The organism is Bradyrhizobium sp. CCBAU 45384, from assembly GCF_028128665.1.
In the GTDB taxonomy this organism is placed as follows: Bacteria; Pseudomonadota; Alphaproteobacteria; order Rhizobiales; family Xanthobacteraceae; genus Bradyrhizobium; species Bradyrhizobium manausense.
Window position 1 is genome coordinate 162,317 of sequence record NZ_LBIZ01000111.1, and the last position, 17,889, is coordinate 180,205.

The window sequence follows — 17,889 nt, forward strand, 5'->3', positions numbered from 1 at the left end:
CCGGCTTGACCGGGCGATCCAGTACTCTGCGGCGCCTGTTGCGGAAAACGGCTGGCGCCTCGGCGTACTGGATGCCCCGGTCAAGCCGGGGCATGACGGAAACTCAATACGCGTTCTCGTTCTTGGTCAGCAGCGAGAGCGGCGTTTTCAGCAGAATGACGAGGTCGAACAGCACCGACCAGTTCTCGATGTAGTAGAGGTCGAACTCGACGCGCTTCTGGATCTTCTCTTCATTGTCGATCTCGCCGCGCCAGCCGTTGATCTGAGCCCAGCCGGTGATGCCGGGCTTGACGCGGTGGCGGGCAAAATAGCCGTCGACGGCCTCGTCGAACAGCCGGCTCTGAAGCTTGCCCTGCACCGCGTGTGGACGCGGGCCGACCAGGGAAAGATTGCCCGAAAACACCACGTTGAAGAGCTGCGGCAGCTCGTCGAGGCTGGTTTTGCGGATGAAGCGGCCGACGCGGGTGACGCGCGGATCGTTCTTGGTCACGACCTTCGAGGCCGTCGGGTCGGCCTGGTGGTGATACATCGAGCGGAATTTATAGACGTCGATGCGCTCATTGTTGAAGCCGAACCGCTTCTGGCGGAACAGGACGGGACCGGGGCTGTCGAGCTTCACCGCCAGCGCCACCAGCGCCATCACGGGAAGGGCCGCAAGCAATGCGAGGCTGCCGACGACGCGGTCGAACAGCCATTTCATCACCAGATCCCAATCGGTGATTGGTGCCTCGAACACGTCGAGCGTCGGCACCTCGCCGAGATAGGAATAGGAACGGGGCCGGAAGCGCAGCTTGTTGGTGTGCGCGGAGAGACGGATGTCGACCGGCAACACCCAGAGCTTCCTCAGCATCTCCAGGATGCGCGTCTCCGCCGAAATGGGCAGCGCGAACAACACGAGATCGACGCGGGTGCGCCGGGCGAATTCGACGATGTCGTCGACCTTGCCGAGCTTGCGCGCGCCGGCGCAGGTATCGAGCGCGCGGCTGTCGTTGCGGTCATCGAACACGCCGAGCACGTGGATGTCGGAATCCTCCTGTGCCTTCAGCGCCTCGACCAGCTGCTCGCCGTTGCTGTCGGAGCCGACGATGATGGTGCGGCGATCGAGCCGGCCCTGGCGCGCCCAGCTGCGCACCAGCGAACGAAGGATGAGGCGCTGGGCGATCAGCGCGGCGAGGCCAAGGAAATAGAAGGCGGCGAGCCATAGCCGCGAGACCTCGCTGCCGAACTTGGCGAAGAAGGAGACGCCGATGAACAGCAGGAAGACGAACGACCAGGACGAGATCATCCGGGTCATCTGCCGGAGTTGGCCGCGGAACAGCTGCACCTGGTAGATGTCCGCGGCCTGGAAGCAGACCACGGCTGCGACTGCGACAGCGACGATCTCTAACGGATAGACCCAGCTGAAGCCGTTGTGCGGCATGACGTAGCCGACATAGACGGCGATGCCCACCACGATGAGCAGCACGAAGTCGATGGCGCGCACGACGCCGGCAATCACGATCGGCGAATAGGCGCGGGCGACTTTCTGATTGACGATCTCGAGCGCAGCCGGCGTGAGCCGGCGGCGGCGTTCCACGAAATTAGTCCCGGCAGGCCGGGCCGCGGCGCTGGTCGCGGCATCGAGCATCGAGCGTGCGTTGAGCGGTTCCACGGGCGTCTACGTCCATTCCAAAAACTCGCGGCACGGCTTGGCGCCCCGGGCTTCCAATCCCCTGGCACGTCGATTATCGGACAAATCGGAAGATTCTCTAAAGCCGGCTTAAGGGTGGTTAATGATTGGCAAATGCATCGCGGTAGCCCGCGAGCACACCTTCGACCATCGCCTGCTGGGAGAAATGCGCCGAGATGCGCTCGCGCAAGATCGATGCGCGCTGCGCGGTGGCCTGCGCGTCGTCCAGCGCGGCCGCGATCGCCTCAGCCATGGCTTCGGCGTTGCTGGCGGCGAACAGCGCCGGACTGTCGGGCCCGAAAATCTCCGGGATGCCGCCGACGCGCGCTGCGATCATGGGAATGCCGGCCGCACCGGCCTCGATGACAACATAGGGCATGGAATCGCCGCGCGAGGGGACGACCAGCAGTCGCCCCTTGGAAAAGCCGTAACGCGCCTTGACGTGGCCGATGAAGCGGATCGCCTCCTTCAGGCCGAGCCGCTCGACCTGCGCCTTCAGCGCCGCGGTCTCCTCACCGTCGCCGCCAAGCGTCAGCGTGACTTGCCTGCCGCTCTCGCGCAGCCGCGCCACCGCGTCGACCAGGAGGTCCGCGCCCTTGATGTGCCTGAACTCGCCGACATAGCAGAGGTCGGTAGCGTCATCGGCGATAGCGACGGGTTCGAACTCTTCCGGCGTCACGCCGTTGAAGACGCAATGCACCACGCCCTTGGGCGTACCGACGATGCGCTGGTAGGTGTCGCGCGCAAAAGCGCTCTCGAACAGGAACAGATCCGTCGCGTCCATCAGCGAGCGTTCGAGGCGCGCGTAAAATTCCCCCTTCAAGGTGTTGAGCGGATAGTGCAGCGAGCCGCCATGGGGCGTGTAGATGCGAATGGTGTCGTCAGCGCGGCGCCGCGCGCGAACGAAAGCGCCGGCCTTGGCGCCGTGGCCGTGCAAGACGTCGGGCTTGAGCGCGGCAATCAGGCGGCGCATGCGCAACCAAACCAGAAAATCCTCCACCGAGGGTTCCCGGCGGATCGCCATCCGATGCACGCCGAGCTTCAACCGCGGCGCAAGTTCGGCCAGCGCCTTGTCCGCGCGCTCGCCACCGGTGAGGCTGTCGGCGAGAATCCCGACGTGATGGCCGCGGTCGACCTGACCGTTGGCGACGTCGAGGATGTGCCGGAAGATGCCTCCGACGGGCGCGCGTACGGCGTGCAGAATGCGAAGCGGCCGGTCAGGAGAGGGAGGCATGATCAAAACCAGCGCGCGAAACTGGACAAAGTTTCTCGAAATATCGATGCGATTAAGGACCTCTCGTGGTTAACAAACGGTGACGAACGCTTCTGCGTTGCATGCCAGAGGTCGGGATTAACCCAGCGGCAACCTTAATGGAGTGTAATCGGGCTCATTGAGGTACACGAGTGGCTTGCCCTGCGGGAGTGTTCGATGCGTTTAGCGTTCTGGCGTGCCGGCAAGGACAAGGCCGTCATCGAGCGAGCCGTTTCGAACACCAAGCCCCGGGTCGAAGCCAAGCCGGCGCCGATCGTTGCAAGGCAGGCGCCAGCCGAATCCGGTGACGTCGATCTGCATGCGCTCGGCGGCGCGCTCGCGCGCAAGCGCGGCTGGGTCATCGTGCCGACGGTGTTGGCCCTCGTCGCCTCCGTCGCGATCGTCAATCTCATCACGCCGCGCTACAAATCCGAATCGCGCATCCTGATCGACGGCCGCGAGAACGTCTTCCTGCGGCCGAGCAGCGATCGCAGCACGGAGGAGCGGCAGGCACTCGACCCCGAGGCCGTCACCAGCCAGGTGCAGCTTGTGCTGTCGCGCGATCTCGCGCGCGAGATCATCAAGAAGAACAAGCTGGCCGAACGGCCGGAATTCGACCCGGTCTTGCAAGGCATCTCGCCGCTGAAATCGCTCGCGGCGCTGGTCGGCGTCGGCCGCGACCCGTTCTCGATGACACCGGAAGAGCGCGTGCTCGATGCGTATTATGATCGCCTTCAGGCCTACGCCGTCGACAAGTCGCGCGTGATCGTCGTCGAATTCCAGTCGCAGGATCCCGAGCTCGCCGCGCGCGTCGCCAATTCGATCGCCGACGGCTATCTCGTGCTCCAGCAGAATGCGCGACAGGACCAGGCGCGCAACGCCAGCCAGTGGCTGGCGGGCGAGATCGAGAACCTGCGCAAAAAGGTCTCCGAGGCCGAAGCCAAGGTCGAGGACTTTCGATCCAAATCGTCACTGTTCGTCGGTACCAACAACACCACGCTGTCGAACCAGCAGATGGGCGAGGTCAACACCCAGCTCAACAATGCGCGCGCGCTGAGGGCCGACGCCGAGTCCAAGGCGCGGCTGATCCGCGAGATGCTCCAGAGCGGCAAGCCGATCGAGGCGTCCGAGGTCGTGAACTCCGAGCTGATGCGGCGCTTGTCGGAACAGCGTGTAACGCTGCGCGCCCAGCTTGCCGAGCAGTCGTCCACGCTGCTCGGCAATCATCCGCGCATCAAGGAACTGAAAGCGCAGCTGAGCGATCTCGATGGTCAGATCCGCGACGAGGCGGCAAAAATCTCGCGCTCGCTTGAAAACGATGCGCGGATCGCCGGCGGCCGGGTCGACGGCCTGACCACGAGCCTCGAGCAGCTCAAGAAGCAGGCGACCTCGACCAACGGCCAGGACGTTCAGTTGCGGGCGCTCGAGCGCGAGGCCAAGGCGCAGCGCGACCTGCTCGAGACCTATCTTGCCAAATATCGCGAGGCCAATACCCGCGAAACCATCGACACCGCGCCGACCGAGGGCCGCATCATCTCGCGTGGCATTGTCTCGAATACGCCGGCCTATCCGAAGAAGCTTCCGATCGTACTGATCGCGACGCTCGCGACGCTGCTGCTGTCCTCTGGTGTTGTCGTCACCGGCGAGTTGCTGCGCCAGACCGCGCCGCGCGCCGTCGCGACGCTCGCCCCCGCTCCGGTTCGTCGCGAGCCTGTTGTCGATCCGGTGGAGACGGTTGCGGCACCGCTCCAGCCGGAGATGACTGATGATGCCGACGTCAGCGAATTGGCCGAAATCGGACAACTGGCCGAGAGCCTGAGGGCTGCCGGTGCAGCTGCGAAGAAGGTCACCGTGCTCGGCACCGCATCGGGCGAGGCGATCACGCTGTCGGCGCTGACGCTCGCACGGCATCTGGCACGCGAGGCGCGCGTCGTCGTGGTCGATCTCGCCGCATCCTCGCTGACGATCGCCGCGGTGTCGGTCGATCCGGTGTCGCCCGGTCTCGCCGAACTGATGCAGGGGCAGGCCTCGTTCGCGCAGATCATTACGCGCGACAAATTCTCGCGGCTGCATCTCGTCCTGGCCGGTCGTCCAGGCTTCGACCAAAGCCTGCTCCAGTCGCCGCGGGTGACGCTCGCAATCGATGCGTTGCTGCGCGCTTACGATTACGTGCTGCTCGACGCCGGTGGCGCTTCCGAATTGCCGGCGGAACTCTTGACGACGAATGCCCGCGCTGTCGTGGTCCCCGACGCGTCGATGGAGGCTGATGCGCGCACGCTCATGTGCGAACAGCTCAAAGCGGTCGGCTTCAGCGAGGTGACGATGTTGAGCCGGCCCGTGCAGCCATCGAACGCCGGTCAAACTGCGCGCGTGGTGGCGGCATAAGTGATCTTACCTCTCCTTGGCGGGAGAGGGTGGACGTCTCCGCGACTTCGGAATCGTAGAGTGGGCAAAGGCGCGCTTGGCCGTGCCCACCATCTCTCTCCGATCGCACGCAGAACGTGGGCACGCTTCGCTTTGCCCACCCTACGACAATTCGTCGCTAACCGAACGCCTGCCTTAGCCGTCGGGCCAGGTCGAACAGCATCTGGTTCTGCTTCACCAGGCGCTTGCCGTGGCTGATCGAGGACATTGCCGCGGCCGCGAGCCTGCCGCGCGGGGTCAGGGGCACGAAGCTGTCGAAGATGTCCTCGTCATCCTTGCAGAACATGCGCTTGTAGTCGTCCGATCCGATGCCGAGGTCGAGGGAGCGGTAGCCGCGCTCGCCGTAGCGGTCGATGATGTAGCGCACCAGGATCAGGCCCGGGCTGTAGCGGGCGTGCTCCGACATCGTGTAGGTGTTGAACATCATCGAGAAGCGCTGGCCGTCGGCAACGCCGGCGAAGATCGCGATCACCTCATCGTCGCATTCCAGCGCATGAATGTCGATGACGTGCCCTTCGCCGCGCGGTGCCAGGCAGGCGCTGCGGATGAATTTCTCGACGACGGGCTCGGCGAAGACGTTGGGCAGCTTCTGCTCAGCCATTCGCGCCGGTTTGACGCGGAAGAACCAGTCGAGCAGGCGGGTGACGTCCGCGTCCGATGTGGCGAGGTGATAGCGGTAGCCGGCAAGCGCCTGGAGCTTCTTCTCCTTGCTCTTGAGCCGGCGGCGGAAGGAATTGCTGATCCGCGAAGTGGGCGGGCCGCCTGGCTCCATGACCAGTACCGGGCAGCCGTTGATTGCGCTCTGCTGCGGCAGGAATGCGAACGGATTTTGCTGATCGTGCCAGCGCTTCGGTTGCTGCGTCAGCGCGAGGACGTCGACCCGGTTGCGCAGCGGTGCGATCAGTGCGTCGAGGTCGCTAGCGACGGCTTGTGCTGCGAACTCGGCGTTCCACAGTCCCATGTTGAAGGTCGTATGCTTGCCGCCCATGAAGCAGGCCGTGCGCACGCCGTGACCTCGGCGCAATGCCAGCGGAAGCAGCGCGAGCGGGTTCTGCTCGGCATCGCGCGCGATCACGATGAAGGGGCGGGCGCCTTCGTGCTCCCCGACCGATCGTTGCCAGGTGCCCAGGAGATCGAACCGCTGATAGGGCGTGAAGAGGTGGCCGGGCTCCTCGAGAGCGCGCCAGACTCTCTCGGCTTCACCGAGATCGGCGACGATATCGACATGCGCAATACGGCTGGCTTTGGACCGCGCTGGCGATTCCGCCGTCCGGCTTTGCATCGCCGCAGCCATGGTCATGCGCGAAACCTGTCGAGAAAGCGAAAAATACGTATTTCGGCCTGTGGCCGACCTTTGCAAATAAATGTCAACAAAGGGTAATGACAATGGGGCAGGGAACAGGCTGCCGGCAAAGGCGAAGGTGGGTATTGGCATCCGACGGCAGATGGCTGCAGCGGTTGCGGCTCGAACTGGCCTGGTTCTCGGGCCGGCCCTTGCTGCGCAGCCGCGGCGCGGGCGCCATCCTGCGCTTCGAGCACGTGCGGCCGCGGCGAAGCGGCGCGTTCCAGCCGCTGCGCGAACACGAGATCACGCCACAATTCCTCGATCGTGCCATTCGCGCGCTGAAGCGCTGGGACTATGAGTTTCTCGGTATGGACGAGGTTTGCCGGCGCGCGGTGACACTGCCGGAGAAGCGGCGCTTCGTGGCACTCACCTTCGATGGCGCGCCCAAGGACCTCATCAGCTTTGCCTATCCGGTGCTGGCGCGCCACGCCGTGCCGTTCACGCTCTATGTTCCGACCGCCTTTCCCGACGGCGTTGGAGAAGCGTGGTGGCTTGGGCTTGAGCAGGTGATCGCGCGCGAGAGCCGGATCAGCCTGATGATGGGCGACAGGGAACAGCGCTTCACCATCACTGATAATGCCGAGAAACAGGCACTGTTTTGGCATCTCGAGGGTTGGCTGCGCTCGCTGCCGCCGGCGGATCTCTCGGCCGCGATTGCCGATCTCTGCACACGCTACAGCATCGATCTCGCTGCACTCTCGCGCGAGGCGTCGATGGATTGGGAGGATCTGGCGAGGCTGGCTGCCGATCCGCTGGTCACGATCGGCAGTGCGACCGTGAACTATCCCAACCTCGCCAACATGAAGGATGCGGCGGCGCTGCGCGAGATGACGATGGGCAAGGCGGTGGCGGAAGCCGCGTTTCGCCGTGAGGTCAGGCACCTGGCATATCCGTTCGGCGATCGGTCCTCATTCCGGCGCAGCCACGTCGTGATGGCGGAAGAGGCGGGCTTTGCCAGCGCGGTATCGACCATCCCGGGTATCGTGGATGCGCAAGGGCGCACCAATCTGCGGGCGTTGCCTCGGATCTCCTGGGACGGACGGGTGCGCTCGCTGCGCGTGATGCGGGTGCTGGTGTCGGGCGTTGCCTTCGCACCGGTGAAACCGACGGGCAGCGCTACGAGCTGACGCTACGATGCTTAGGGCCTTCGCAACCGACAAACGCGCAAGCGCGTTTGCGGGGTTACGCCCGGTCCGGCCGCTGCATCCAGCTCACGATCGGCATGGCCGGCAGCACCCAGCCCATGCCGACCACGACGTAGTAGATCGCCTGGCGCCAGCCGGATACGGCGATCCATGGCATCTGCGCCGCCGCCATGCCGAGCAGGGCCCAGACGGTGGCCAGCACCAGCAGCAGAATGGCGCCGAGGAACTTGCGGGTGCGGATCGTCATGGCGGGGACTTGCGGCTTTCGCGTAACTTGCGCTGCGGGAGCGCGGGACTATAAGGGGCACGCAGTCCGGTTCAAGTCCGTTAGTGACAAGGCTTGGTTTGTCCCTGAAATGACGACGATTTCCGCCCCAACCCATCCGCATCGCGCCGTGCGCTGGTGGCTGATCTCCGTGGCCGCCCTGATCGCGCTGATGGTGCTGGTCGGCGGCGCCACACGGCTGACGGAATCCGGCCTGTCGATCGTCGAGTGGAAGCCGGTCACCGGCAGTATTCCGCCGCTGTCGGAGGCGCAGTGGACCGACGCCTTCGAGGCCTACAAGAAGATCCCGCAATATCGCGAGCTGAACGCGGGGATGAGCCTGTCGGAGTTCAAAGAGATCTTCTGGTGGGAATGGAGCCATCGGCTGCTCGGCCGCTTCATCGGCGTCGCCTATCTGCTGCCGTTCCTGTTCTTCCTGTGGCGCGGCGGCTTGGCCGGTGAGCTGAAGCGACGGCTGTGGCTGCTGTTCGCGCTCGGCGGCCTCCAGGGCGCGGTCGGCTGGTGGATGGTGGCATCAGGACTGTCTGAAAGGGTCGAGGTGTCGCAATATCGGCTCGCAACACATCTGGTGCTTGCGCTGCTGATCTTCGCCGGCATCGTCTGGACGGTGCGGCGGCTCGAGGAGCGGCCGCAGATTGTCGCGCCTGTAAGGCTGCGCATCACCAGCGCGCTGCTGCTCGTCGTGACCTTCGTCCAGATCTATTTCGGGGCGCTGGTCGCGGGCCTGCGCGCGGGCCGCGCCTACAACACCTGGCCGCAGATCGACGGCGCGTTCATTCCATCGGTCGAGCGGCTGTGGTTCGAGACGCCGTGGTGGCGCAATATGTTCGACAATGTGCTGACGGTGCAGTTCGAGCACCGGATGACGGCGTACCTGCTGTTCACGCTGGCGGCGCTGCATGCGTCCGACGCGGTACGCTCGCGCGCAGGGGCGGCAACGAGGGGGGCGCTCTGGCTGTTCGCGGCGGTCGGCTTGCAGGTGGTGCTTGGTATCCTCACGCTGCTCAACCAGGTGCCGATTGATCTGGCACTGTCGCACCAGGCGGTCGCGATCGCCGTGCTGACATTGGCGGTGATGCAGGCGGAGCGGCTGGCGTCGCGGCAGAGCGCGGAAGCGCAGCCGCGCGCGGTTCCAGTGGGACAGCCGGGCTGATCAGCAATAGCCGTAGACGCCGCACGCATAGGGCAGGCGCCAGAAATAATCGACCTGCTTCCCGCCGTAATACCCGCCCTGATAGTCATAGCTCCAGGGGCGACCATAATAGCCCGGCAACGTATGCGAGCCCGGCAACAGCGGGGTGCCCGGCAGATTGCTGACGTAACTGCCGATGCCATCCGCGGGCGAGATCAGCGCGTCCGGATCGGTCTCGACATAGACCCTTGGCGGCGGAGCTGCGGCCCTTCGCTTCGGATTGGGCGGCAAGTCGGCGGCAAGCGCTGCTGAGGCCGTCAACATCACTGCCAGGGCAGGCACCATCCAGCGCAGCATCATTGGCTCCGAATCAAGGGCGATCCAAGAATGATGTATGCGGCAAATATGGTTAACGACTGTTAACCGGCCGTCGAAACAACGGCTGTCATTCCGGGGCGATGCAAAGCACCGAACTATGGTGCGCAATTGCGCACCTGAGAATCTTGAGATTCCCCGGTGCGCAATTGCGCACCTGGGGTCTGGTCCTTCGGACTGTCCCGAAATGACGGGGCAACTACCCCAGCGCCTGCTCCAGGTCGGCGATCAGGTCTTCCTTGTCCTCGATGCCGATCGAGAGCCGGACCACATCAGGACCAGCGCCCGACTTCACCTTGGCGGCGTCGTCGAGCTGGCTGTGGGTGGTCGAGGCCGGGTGGATGACCAGCGAGCGGGTGTCGCCGACATTGGCGAGGTGCGAGAACAGCTGCAGTTTCGACACCAGATTGACGCCGGCGTCGTAGCCGCCCTTGAGGCTGAAGGTGAACACGGCGCCTGCGCCCTTCGGCGCATATTTGCGTGCGAGCTGGTTGTACTTGTCACTCGGAAGGCCCGCATAGCTCACGGAAGCCACCGCCGGATGGCCGGCGAGGAATTCGGCGACCGCCTTGGCGTTGTCGCAGTGCTTCTGCATGCGCAGCGGCAGCGTCTCGATGCCGGTCAGGATCATGAAGGCGTTGAACGGCGACAGCGCAGGGCCAAGGTCGCGTAAGCCGAGCACGCGGCAGGCGATCGCGAAGGCGAAATTGCCAAAGGTCTCCTGCAGGCGGATGCCGTGATATTCGGGGCGCGGCTCCGACAGCATCGGATATTTGCCGCCGGTCGACCAATCGAAGGTGCCGGCATCGACGATGATGCCGCCGAGCGAATTGCCGTGACCGCCCAGAAATTTCGTCAATGAGTGCACCACGATGTCGGCGCCGTGATCGATCGGGCGGATCAGATAGGGCGAGGCCAGGGTGTTGTCGACGATCAGCGGCACGCCGGCCTTGCGCGCCACCGACGAGATCGCCTCGATGTCGGTGATGCTGCCGGCGGGATTGGCAATGGACTCGATGAAGATCGCCTTGGTGCGCGGCGTCACCGCGCGCTCGAAGCTCGCGAAATCGTCGGGATCGGCCCACACCACGTTCCAGCCAAAGCTCTTGAACGCATGCGTGAACTGGTTGATCGAGCCGCCATAGAGTTTTCGCGCGGCGATGAATTCGTCGCCGGGCTGGAGCAATTGCTGCAAAACCACGACCTGGGCGGCATGGCCCGAAGCGACCGCAAGCGCGGCCGTGCCGCCCTCGAGCGCGGCAACGCGCTCCTCCAGCACCGCGTTGGTCGGGTTGCCGATGCGGGTATAGATGTTGCCGAAGGCCTGCAGGCCGAACAGCGAGGCGGCGTGGTCGGCGTCGTTAAAGACGAACGAGGTTGTCTGATAAATCGGAGTGGCGCGTGCACCGGTGGTCGGGTCAGGCTGTGCACCGGCATGCACGGCGAGGGTGGAAAATCCCGGAAGGCGATCGCTCATTGAGGCGTCCTGTTCTTGTGGTCTGAAATCGCGCGGCATGCTGATCGGCGCCGTGGCCGGCGTCAAGCCGCGGCTTCACATCGCAACGATGGTGCTACGCATCGACGCGTTCGCGAAACGAATCCTTCGCAAGTGCGTCAGCTTTGCTCGCTCTTGTTCTTGGCTGCGCGGTCGGAGGCCGCGGTGTCGCCACCGCCGACGCTCATCCGGTTGAGGGAGAGGCGCATGCCTTGCGTCGGCGCCGGCGCCCGCTTGGAGGAGAGCGTACGTGAATTGACGCCCATCCAGGAGATCTCGGACGACAGCCGGCCATATTCGATCTTGGGGCAGCGGTTCATCACGACCTTGATACCGGCCGCTTCCGCCTTTTCAGCTGCCGCATCGTCACGCGCGCCAAGCTGCATCCAGATCACCTTCGGCAGCGGGTCGAGCGTCAGCGCCTCATCGACCACTGGCATGATGTGGCTGGAGTTGCGGAAAATGTCGATCATGTCGACGGGGCGGCCGACGTCGCGAAGCGAGGCGACGAAGGGCTTTCCGAGCAGCTCCTTGCCGACATATCCAGGGTTGATCGGGATCATGTCGTAGCCGCGCTGCGCCAGATATTTGAACGCGAAATAGCTCGGCCGCACGTTGACCGGCGAGGCACCGACCATGGCGATCGACTTCACACTGTTGAGGATGCCGCGGATGTAATTGTCGGGATAGGCGTCGTGATTCATGGTTTCTTTCCGTCATTCCGGGGCGCGCGATAGCGCGAGCCCGGAATCTCGAGATTCTCAGGTGCGCAATTGCGCACCATAGTTCGGCTCTGCGAGCCGCCCCGGAATGACGATGCTAGAGTGTCACTCATCCCGCCAGGTCGGCGTGCGCTTCTCGATGAAGGCGCCGATGCCTTCTTCGGCATCGCGGGCCATCATGTTCTCGGTCATCACCTCTGCCGCATAGCGATAGGCGTCGGCAAGGCTCATCTCGGCCTGGCGGTAGAACGCCTCCTTGCCGAGCTTGACAGTGTAGGCGGATTTCAGCGCGACTTGTTGCGCCAGCGCAATGGCGGCGTCGCGTTCGGTGCCGGCGGCGACCACGCGATTGACGAGGCCGATCTCGCGGGCGCGCGCTGCTGGGACCGGCTCGCCTGTCAGCAGCATCTCCATCGCCTGCTTGCGCGGCACGTTGCGCGACAGCGCCACCATCGGCGTCGAGCAGAACAGACCGATGTCGACACCGGGCGTGGCGAAACTCGCCGCTTCCGAGGCGATCGCAAGGTCGCAACTCGCGACGAGCTGGCAGCCGGCCGCGGTCGCGATGCCCTGGACGGCAGCAACCACGGGCTTGGGCAGATGCACGATCGCCTGCATCATCGCGCTACAAGCGTTCATGGTCTCGGCGAAGAAGGCGCGGCCGCGGTCCGGATCGCTGCGGCGCGCGGTCAGTTCCTTCATGTCGTGACCCGCCGAGAAGGCGGGACCGTTGGCCGCCAGCACGACGCCGCGGACGGCCTTATCGTTGCCGATATCATCGAGTTCTGCGTGGAGGGTGGCGATCATCGCCGTCGACAGGCTGTTGCGCGCCGCCGGCCGGTTCAAGGTCAGCACAGCGATGGGCCCGACCATTTCGCGCAGCAGAATTGGCTGATGAGGAGTGGGGGCGCGGGCGGCCTGGGTGGACATCGCGGCGTTTCCGATTGGATTATTACGGTTAGATGATGCAGATAACCTAGTGTAGCAGGCGACGTGAAGCGAGGGTGGGGAACGGCATGGCGGCAGCGAAAATGAGCGTGGCGGAGCTCGAGCAGTTTCTCCGCGACGAATTCCCCCAGGCCTTCAGCGGCGACGACATTACGATCGAGAGCGCGGACGGCCAGACCTGCCTTTTACGCCAACGCTACGGCGAGAAGATGCTGCGGCCGGGTGGAACCGTATCCGGCCCAACGCTGATGGCGCTCGCCGATTTCGCCATGTACGTGGTGCTGCTGTCAGCGATCGGGCCGATCGGGCTTGCGGTGACCACCAATCTCAACATCAACTTCCTGCGCAAGGGCCAGCCCGGGCAGGACGTGCTGGCCGAGGCCCGCCTGCTCAAGCTCGGCAAGCGGCTTGCGGTCGGGGAGGTCAAGTTGCTGTCCGGGACGTCGCCCGATCCCATCGCCCATGTCACCTCGACCTATTCCATTCCAAATGTTTGAGCTTTTCGAAGGTAATATCGCACCATATTTTTAAGTCATTGATTCTATTTATGTAAATTCGATCATCGGGCATTGACCGTTGCGCGTCTCTTCTCTAGAAACCCGCCCAGTCCGGCGTGGTGTTCGCGCCGCTATTCCCCGTCCACGGAAACTCTGACATGAAAACCTTTTCGGCAAAGCCGGCCGAGGTGACGAAGAAGTGGGTGCTGATCGACGCCAAGGGTCTGGTCGTCGGCCGTCTCGCCACCATCGTCGCCATGCGTCTGCGCGGCAAGCACCTCCCGACCTACACCCCGCACGTTGATTGCGGCGACAACGTCATCATCATCAACGCGCAGCATGCCGTCCTCACCGGTCGCAAGCGCGAGCAGAAGACCTATTACAAGCACACCGGCTATGTCGGCCACGTCAAGGAGCGCACCGCGCGCCAGATCCTCGAAGGCCGTCACCCCGAGCGCGTGCTCGAGAAGGCCGTCGAGCGCATGATCCCGCGTGGACCGCTCGGTCGCGTCCAGATGGGCAACCTCCGCGTCTACGGCGGTGCCGATCATCCGCACGAGGCCCAGACGCCCGAGAAGCTTGATATCGCCAAGTTGAACCGCAAGAACACGAGGGCCGCATAATCATGGTCGAATCCATTCAGTCGCTCGACCAGCTCTCGCAGCTCAAGACCGCAGCCGTCGCGCCCGATGCGCCCAAGCACGAGAAGAAGGTCGACAAGTTCAACCGCGCCTATGCCACCGGCAAGCGCAAGGACGCGGTGGCCCGCGTCTGGATCAAGCCGGGCGCCGGCAAGGTCACCGTCAATTCGCGCGAGGTCGAGGTCTATTTCGCTCGTCCCGTGCTGCGCATGATGATCGAGCAGCCGTTCTCCGTGGCCCAGCGTTCGGGCCAGTACGACGTGATCTGCACGGTCGCTGGCGGCGGTCTGTCCGGCCAGGCTGGCGCCGTGCGTCACGGCATCTCCAAGGCTCTGACCTATTTCGAGCCCGAGCTGCGCAGCGTGCTCAAGAAGGGCGGCTTCCTCACCCGCGACTCCCGCGTGGTCGAGCGTAAGAAGTACGGCAAGGCCAAGGCCCGCCGGTCCTTCCAGTTCTCGAAGCGTTAATCGCTTCGGTCACATTCGCCGCGAAAGCGGCTTCAATGAGAAGCAAAAAGGCGCTGATTTCAGCGCCTTTTTTGTTGTTCGTTTGTACGCAAATTGAGCGCGTGTTTCCCGAAAACTTGGGCCCGCGTGAAAACCTGAATGGAACTTGCCGGACCTAGCGTCGCATCTGGAAGGGCGCGCAAGTCGGCTGGGCCGATCGCGTAACTGCTATGTTTAGAAGGGGGCCGACATGATGTCGCTCGATAGCATCACGCTCTATTTGGTCGCCACGATGGTCGCCGCATTGCTCGGCGCCATGATGGTGTTTTTCGGCAAGCAGGAGAACAGCCCCGCGCTGAAATGGTGGGGCACCGCCTATCTGCTCGGCGCGTCCTCTGTCGCGCTGTGGACCGCGACCGGCGACAAGCTCGGCCCGTATCTCTATCTCGCCTTGAACGCGGTCGGCTTCGTCGCCTGCGGCATGGTGTGGAATGCGGCGCGCGTCTTCCACGGCCGCAAGCCGAACTGGCTGGGTCTCGTATTCGGCGCACTGGCCTGGGTCGCGGCCGCCACGCTGCTCGATCCCACCGCCTCGATGCTGCGCATGATCATCGGCGCCGGCATCGTCTCGGTCTATGCGGCCCTGACCGCGAGCGAGCTCTGGGTGGAGCGGCGCAAGAGCCTGCAACGGCGCTGGCCGGCCTTCGTCGTGCCGGTCATGCACGGCTGTGTGCTGATGCTGCCGATCCTGATCGGCAGCTTCCTGCGGCCGCACGATGCCGGTTTCTCCACCAGCGTCTGGGTCACCGTGTTCGCGGTCGAGCTCATCCTCTATGCCGTCGGCACCGTGTTCGTGATCTTCATGCTGGTGTCCGAGCGCACCGTCACCGCGCACCGCACCGCGGCGTCGACCGATCCGCTCACCGGCATGCTCAACCGCCGCGGCTTCTCGGAAGCCTGCGCAAGGATGATCGACCGCGAGGCCAAGGGCGGCCGCCCTGTCACGGTGATGATCTTCGACATCGACCATTTCAAGTCGATCAACGACCGCTTCGGCCATCCCGCCGGCGACGAGATGCTGAAACTGTTCTCGACCATCGTCGTCAACAATTTGCGCATCTCGGACCTGTCTGGCCGCATCGGCGGCGAGGAATTCGCCGCGCTGCTTCCCTGCGCGCTTGAGGAAGGCGTGCTGGTCGCCGAGCGCGTGCGCGAGGCGTTCGAGACATCAGGCGTCGTGGTCGAGGAGGGCCCTGTCGACACCACCGTCAGCATCGGCGTGGCGGGCGGGCCTGCCGGCACCGAGCTCGAAGTGTTGCTGGCCTCGGCCGATACCGCGCTCTACCAGGCCAAGCGCGGCGGCCGTAACCGCGTCGAGGCGGCGGAGGAACTGCCGCTGTCGCTGGAGAACTGGCGCCGCCAGAGCGCCGCGCGGATTGGCATTCCCAAGGCACAGCCGGCGACGGCCTGAGGTGGTTGGGGCTTGCGGTAATCGTCTGTTTACCATTCGGTTCCTACCATTGCCGTCATGGAATCGATCCGTCGACAGAATCCGCAAGCTGCCCTGATGTCGCTCGAAGCCGCCGCAAGCTCGGCACGCGGCGGTTTCGCCTGTCTGTTCTCGACCGCGGACGAATACGAGACGGCGCTGATTGCCGAGCGCCGCGCCCAGGGGCGCTACATCAAGAGCCGGAGCTATTGGCCGTTCACGTTGTTCCTCGGCTGCGCGCTCGTCGTCGCCGGCACCGCGCTGCTGTTCGCCTGAGAGCGCCGCATTTTCGGCCGGGCAGGGCGCCGTTTCGGCGCCTTTTTCTTTGCTTCCGTCTGCGCTAGACACGGCCACCAAACAATGGGGTGGAAACCGATGATCACCGAGATCGCGCAAATCGACGTCAAGCCGGGCAGCGAGAAGGACTTTGAGGCGGCCGTCGCCAAGGCCAAGGCCGCCTTCGGTCGCTCCAAGGGCTTTCACGGTTTTGAGCTGCACAAGTCGATCGAGAAGCCGCAGCGCTACCGGCTGATGGTGAAATGGGCGACGCTGGAAAACCACACCGTCGATTTCCGCGGCTCCGAGAATTTCACCGAATGGCGCGGCCTGGTCGGCCAGTATTTCGCCTCGCCTCCTGATGTCGAGCACACCGAGACCGTGCTGACGACCTGAGCTACGGCACGACGCCTTACGCCGCCTCGGCGAGAGGCGGCGCCTCATAGGTCTTGAAATGATCGATCATGACCTTGGCAATGGCGACCAGTGGCAGCGCCAACGCGAGGCCCCAGATTCCGAAGACGACGCCGAGCAGGATCTGGAACGCGAACAGCGTGGCCGGCGGGATGTCCAGCGCCTGGCGCTGCAGCAGCGGCGTCAGCACGTAGCTCTCCATCGCATGCACACCGAGGAACAGGATCAGCGCCGATAGTGCCGAGATCCAGCCCGAGGCGAGGCTCGCCAGCACCACGACGACGCCGGCAATGATCGCGCCGACGGTCGGGATGAAGGCGAGCAGGCCGGCCTGAATCCCCAGGATGAACGAGCCGGGGATGCCGATGATGGCAAGCCCGATCCAGGTCACGACGCCGACCGCGAGCATGACGATCATTTGCGCCATCAACCAGCGCTCCAGCGTTTCGCTGATGCGGTCGATGATCAGAGCAACACGGGTGCGATGCTTCGCTGGTGCCAGGAACAGCAGGCCGTCGCGATAGACGCTTGGTTGGGCGGCGAAGGCGAGCCCCAGAAAGAACACGATGAAGATGTTGCCGACGCCGTGGATGGTGCCGAGAAGCAGCTTGAAGGTCTGGCTGACGATGGCTCCGCCGCTGGAGGCTAGGGCGTCAGCGGCGGGCAGGGGACCGCGCTGCGTCGCGGCTCGCGGCGACGTCGAATCCGGTGGCGTCGGGGCGTCGGATGCCGCATTGCCGAAATCGAAGAAGCTGGTGTCGATGCCATGACGATCCAGCAAGGATTTCACCGAGCCGATCTGCGATTTGATGGTCTTGCTCAGCGCCGAGGCTTGATCGGCAATGGTAGCGCCGCCGAGATAGGCGACGCCCGCGAGCAGGATGGCAAGCACGGCGCAAACCATTGCAAGCCGGACCGCATGGGGAAGGTGGACCAGGCGGCCGAGTGCATTGGTCAGCGCGTTGAGCCCGACGCCGAGCAGCATGCCGGCGAAGATCAGCAGCACGGTGGCGGCAAAATACCAGGTGAAGGCGAGCAGTGCCGTGAACAGCACCACGGCGATACCGCCGACGGCAATAGCCCACGCGAGGTCGGTGCGGGTCCGGGGCCGTTCGTCTCTGGAAATGGTCACATCGGATCCTTTTCAGGCTGCATCGAGCACTCTTCGCAAATTGCCGCCGGCGATCAAGCAGGGGCCGAGCCGATTTGGCCCGGCAGCCGGCCTTAAGGCCAACGCGTCCGGAGCCAAGGGGTGCCTTTTGGGATGCCCTCGGCCCCGATTTGCGCGAAAATAGCATTGCCGTCCCGCGATCCCCTCTGTTGAATTTGTTCC

General features: G+C 64.3%; 18 protein-coding genes. 9 read left to right on the forward strand and 9 right to left on the reverse strand.

Going from position 1 to position 17,889, the window contains the following annotated elements:
- Positions 1–103: 103 nt before the first annotated feature.
- Together XH80_RS22850 and XH80_RS22855 are read right to left on the reverse strand one after the other, a co-directional pair.
- Complete coding sequence (locus XH80_RS22850; RefSeq protein ID WP_271600499.1) at positions 104–1,651, reverse strand: undecaprenyl-phosphate glucose phosphotransferase; 1,548 nt, start codon at positions 1,649–1,651, stop codon at positions 104–106.
- A gap of 118 nt (positions 1,652–1,769) precedes the next feature.
- Entirely contained in the window at positions 1,770–2,903 is a 1,134-nt protein-coding gene (locus XH80_RS22855; RefSeq protein WP_271600500.1) for a glycosyltransferase family 4 protein, read from the reverse strand.
- Positions 2,904–3,098: 195 nt separating this feature from the next.
- Here XH80_RS22855 and XH80_RS22860 point away from each other — a divergent pair, with 195 nt between their 5' ends.
- Positions 3,099–5,306: a GumC family protein gene (locus XH80_RS22860; protein WP_271600501.1), complete on the forward strand. Its 2,208-nt coding sequence runs from the start codon at positions 3,099–3,101 to the stop codon at positions 5,304–5,306.
- 157 nt (positions 5,307–5,463) lie between these two features.
- Here the strand turns inward: XH80_RS22860 and XH80_RS22865 are convergent, their stop codons facing one another.
- Positions 5,464–6,645: a GNAT family N-acetyltransferase gene (locus XH80_RS22865; RefSeq protein WP_271600502.1), complete on the reverse strand. Its 1,182-nt coding sequence runs from the start codon at positions 6,643–6,645 to the stop codon at positions 5,464–5,466.
- A 128-nt stretch (positions 6,646–6,773) separates the two neighbouring features.
- On the opposite strand from XH80_RS22865, the gene XH80_RS22870 reads away from it, so the two are divergent.
- Positions 6,774–7,817, forward strand: a complete 1,044-nt coding sequence (locus XH80_RS22870) for a polysaccharide deacetylase family protein (protein ID WP_271600503.1) — start codon at positions 6,774–6,776, stop codon at positions 7,815–7,817.
- A gap of 55 nt (positions 7,818–7,872) precedes the next feature.
- Here XH80_RS22870 and XH80_RS22875 read toward each other — a convergent pair whose 3' ends face one another.
- On the reverse strand, positions 7,873–8,082 hold the full coding sequence (locus XH80_RS22875) for a DUF2842 domain-containing protein (RefSeq protein ID WP_057756297.1): 210 nt from the start codon (positions 8,080–8,082) through the stop codon (positions 7,873–7,875).
- 109 nt (positions 8,083–8,191) lie between these two features.
- Here XH80_RS22875 and XH80_RS22880 point away from each other — a divergent pair, with 109 nt between their 5' ends.
- Complete coding sequence (locus tag XH80_RS22880; RefSeq protein ID WP_271600504.1) at positions 8,192–9,274, forward strand: COX15/CtaA family protein; 1,083 nt, start codon at positions 8,192–8,194, stop codon at positions 9,272–9,274.
- Here XH80_RS22880 and XH80_RS22885 read toward each other — a convergent pair whose 3' ends face one another.
- The 4 genes from XH80_RS22885 to XH80_RS22900 all read right to left on the reverse strand — a co-directional run bounded on the left by XH80_RS22885 (position 9,275) and on the right by XH80_RS22900 (position 12,775).
- Entirely contained in the window at positions 9,275–9,610 is a 336-nt protein-coding gene (locus XH80_RS22885) for a hypothetical protein (protein ID WP_271600505.1), read from the reverse strand.
- Positions 9,611–9,827: 217 nt separating this feature from the next.
- Complete coding sequence (locus XH80_RS22890) at positions 9,828–11,105, reverse strand: O-acetylhomoserine aminocarboxypropyltransferase (protein WP_271600506.1); 1,278 nt, start codon at positions 11,103–11,105, stop codon at positions 9,828–9,830.
- 137 nt (positions 11,106–11,242) lie between these two features.
- Positions 11,243–11,827 (reverse strand): CoA-binding protein, encoded by a 585-nt coding sequence (locus tag XH80_RS22895; RefSeq protein ID WP_271600507.1) that lies wholly within the window; start codon positions 11,825–11,827, stop codon positions 11,243–11,245.
- Positions 11,828–11,950: 123 nt separating this feature from the next.
- On the reverse strand, positions 11,951–12,775 hold the full coding sequence (locus XH80_RS22900) for an enoyl-CoA hydratase (protein ID WP_271600508.1): 825 nt from the start codon (positions 12,773–12,775) through the stop codon (positions 11,951–11,953).
- Between the two features lie 86 nt (positions 12,776–12,861).
- Here XH80_RS22900 and XH80_RS22905 point away from each other — a divergent pair, with 86 nt between their 5' ends.
- The 6 genes from XH80_RS22905 (at position 12,862) to XH80_RS22930 (ending at position 16,538) form a co-directional block, all read left to right on the forward strand.
- Positions 12,862–13,290, forward strand: coding sequence for a PaaI family thioesterase (locus XH80_RS22905; RefSeq protein WP_057756285.1), 429 nt, complete (start codon positions 12,862–12,864; stop codon positions 13,288–13,290).
- A 158-nt stretch (positions 13,291–13,448) separates the two neighbouring features.
- The gene (gene rplM / locus XH80_RS22910) at positions 13,449–13,913 is read left to right on the forward strand and encodes a 50S ribosomal protein L13 (RefSeq protein ID WP_057756282.1); all 465 of its coding nucleotides are present in this window, start codon (positions 13,449–13,451) and stop codon (positions 13,911–13,913) included.
- A 2-nt stretch (positions 13,914–13,915) separates the two neighbouring features.
- On the forward strand, positions 13,916–14,398 hold the full coding sequence (rpsI, locus tag XH80_RS22915; protein WP_271600509.1) for a 30S ribosomal protein S9: 483 nt from the start codon (positions 13,916–13,918) through the stop codon (positions 14,396–14,398).
- Positions 14,399–14,627: 229 nt separating this feature from the next.
- The gene (locus XH80_RS22920) at positions 14,628–15,848 is read left to right on the forward strand and encodes a GGDEF domain-containing protein (RefSeq protein ID WP_271600510.1); all 1,221 of its coding nucleotides are present in this window, start codon (positions 14,628–14,630) and stop codon (positions 15,846–15,848) included.
- A gap of 57 nt (positions 15,849–15,905) precedes the next feature.
- A complete protein-coding gene (locus tag XH80_RS22925) occupies positions 15,906–16,142 on the forward strand; it encodes a hypothetical protein (RefSeq protein WP_057756275.1) in 237 nt (78 codons plus the stop codon).
- Positions 16,143–16,241: 99 nt separating this feature from the next.
- On the forward strand, positions 16,242–16,538 hold the full coding sequence (locus tag XH80_RS22930) for an antibiotic biosynthesis monooxygenase family protein (protein WP_057756272.1): 297 nt from the start codon (positions 16,242–16,244) through the stop codon (positions 16,536–16,538).
- 16 nt (positions 16,539–16,554) lie between these two features.
- Here XH80_RS22930 and XH80_RS22935 read toward each other — a convergent pair whose 3' ends face one another.
- Entirely contained in the window at positions 16,555–17,688 is a 1,134-nt protein-coding gene (locus XH80_RS22935; RefSeq protein ID WP_271600511.1) for an AI-2E family transporter, read from the reverse strand.
- Positions 17,689–17,889 lie beyond the last annotated feature (201 nt).

Bases quoted from the DNA above. Each gene is read 5' to 3' on its own strand.
- XH80_RS22855 (WP_271600500.1), bottom strand. From the start codon at position 2,903: ATGCCTCCCTCTCCTGACCGGCCGCTTCGCATTCTGCACGCCGTACGC.
- XH80_RS22860 (WP_271600501.1), top strand. From the start codon at position 3,099: ATGCGTTTAGCGTTCTGGCGTGCCGGCAAGGACAAGGCCGTCATCGAG.
- XH80_RS22865 (WP_271600502.1), bottom strand. From the start codon at position 6,645: ATGACCATGGCTGCGGCGATGCAAAGCCGGACGGCGGAATCGCCAGCG.
- XH80_RS22875 (WP_057756297.1), bottom strand. From the start codon at position 8,082: ATGACGATCCGCACCCGCAAGTTCCTCGGCGCCATTCTGCTGCTGGTG.
- XH80_RS22880 (WP_271600504.1), top strand. From the start codon at position 8,192: ATGACGACGATTTCCGCCCCAACCCATCCGCATCGCGCCGTGCGCTGG.
- XH80_RS22885 (WP_271600505.1), bottom strand. From the start codon at position 9,610: ATGCTGCGCTGGATGGTGCCTGCCCTGGCAGTGATGTTGACGGCCTCA.
- XH80_RS22890 (WP_271600506.1), bottom strand. From the start codon at position 11,105: ATGAGCGATCGCCTTCCGGGATTTTCCACCCTCGCCGTGCATGCCGGT.
- XH80_RS22895 (WP_271600507.1), bottom strand. From the start codon at position 11,827: ATGAATCACGACGCCTATCCCGACAATTACATCCGCGGCATCCTCAAC.
- XH80_RS22900 (WP_271600508.1), bottom strand. From the start codon at position 12,775: ATGTCCACCCAGGCCGCCCGCGCCCCCACTCCTCATCAGCCAATTCTG.
- XH80_RS22905 (WP_057756285.1), top strand. From the start codon at position 12,862: ATGGCGGCAGCGAAAATGAGCGTGGCGGAGCTCGAGCAGTTTCTCCGC.
- rplM (WP_057756282.1), top strand. From the start codon at position 13,449: ATGAAAACCTTTTCGGCAAAGCCGGCCGAGGTGACGAAGAAGTGGGTG.
- rpsI (WP_271600509.1), top strand. From the start codon at position 13,916: ATGGTCGAATCCATTCAGTCGCTCGACCAGCTCTCGCAGCTCAAGACC.
- XH80_RS22920 (WP_271600510.1), top strand. From the start codon at position 14,628: ATGATGTCGCTCGATAGCATCACGCTCTATTTGGTCGCCACGATGGTC.
- XH80_RS22925 (WP_057756275.1), top strand. From the start codon at position 15,906: ATGGAATCGATCCGTCGACAGAATCCGCAAGCTGCCCTGATGTCGCTC.
- XH80_RS22930 (WP_057756272.1), top strand. From the start codon at position 16,242: ATGATCACCGAGATCGCGCAAATCGACGTCAAGCCGGGCAGCGAGAAG.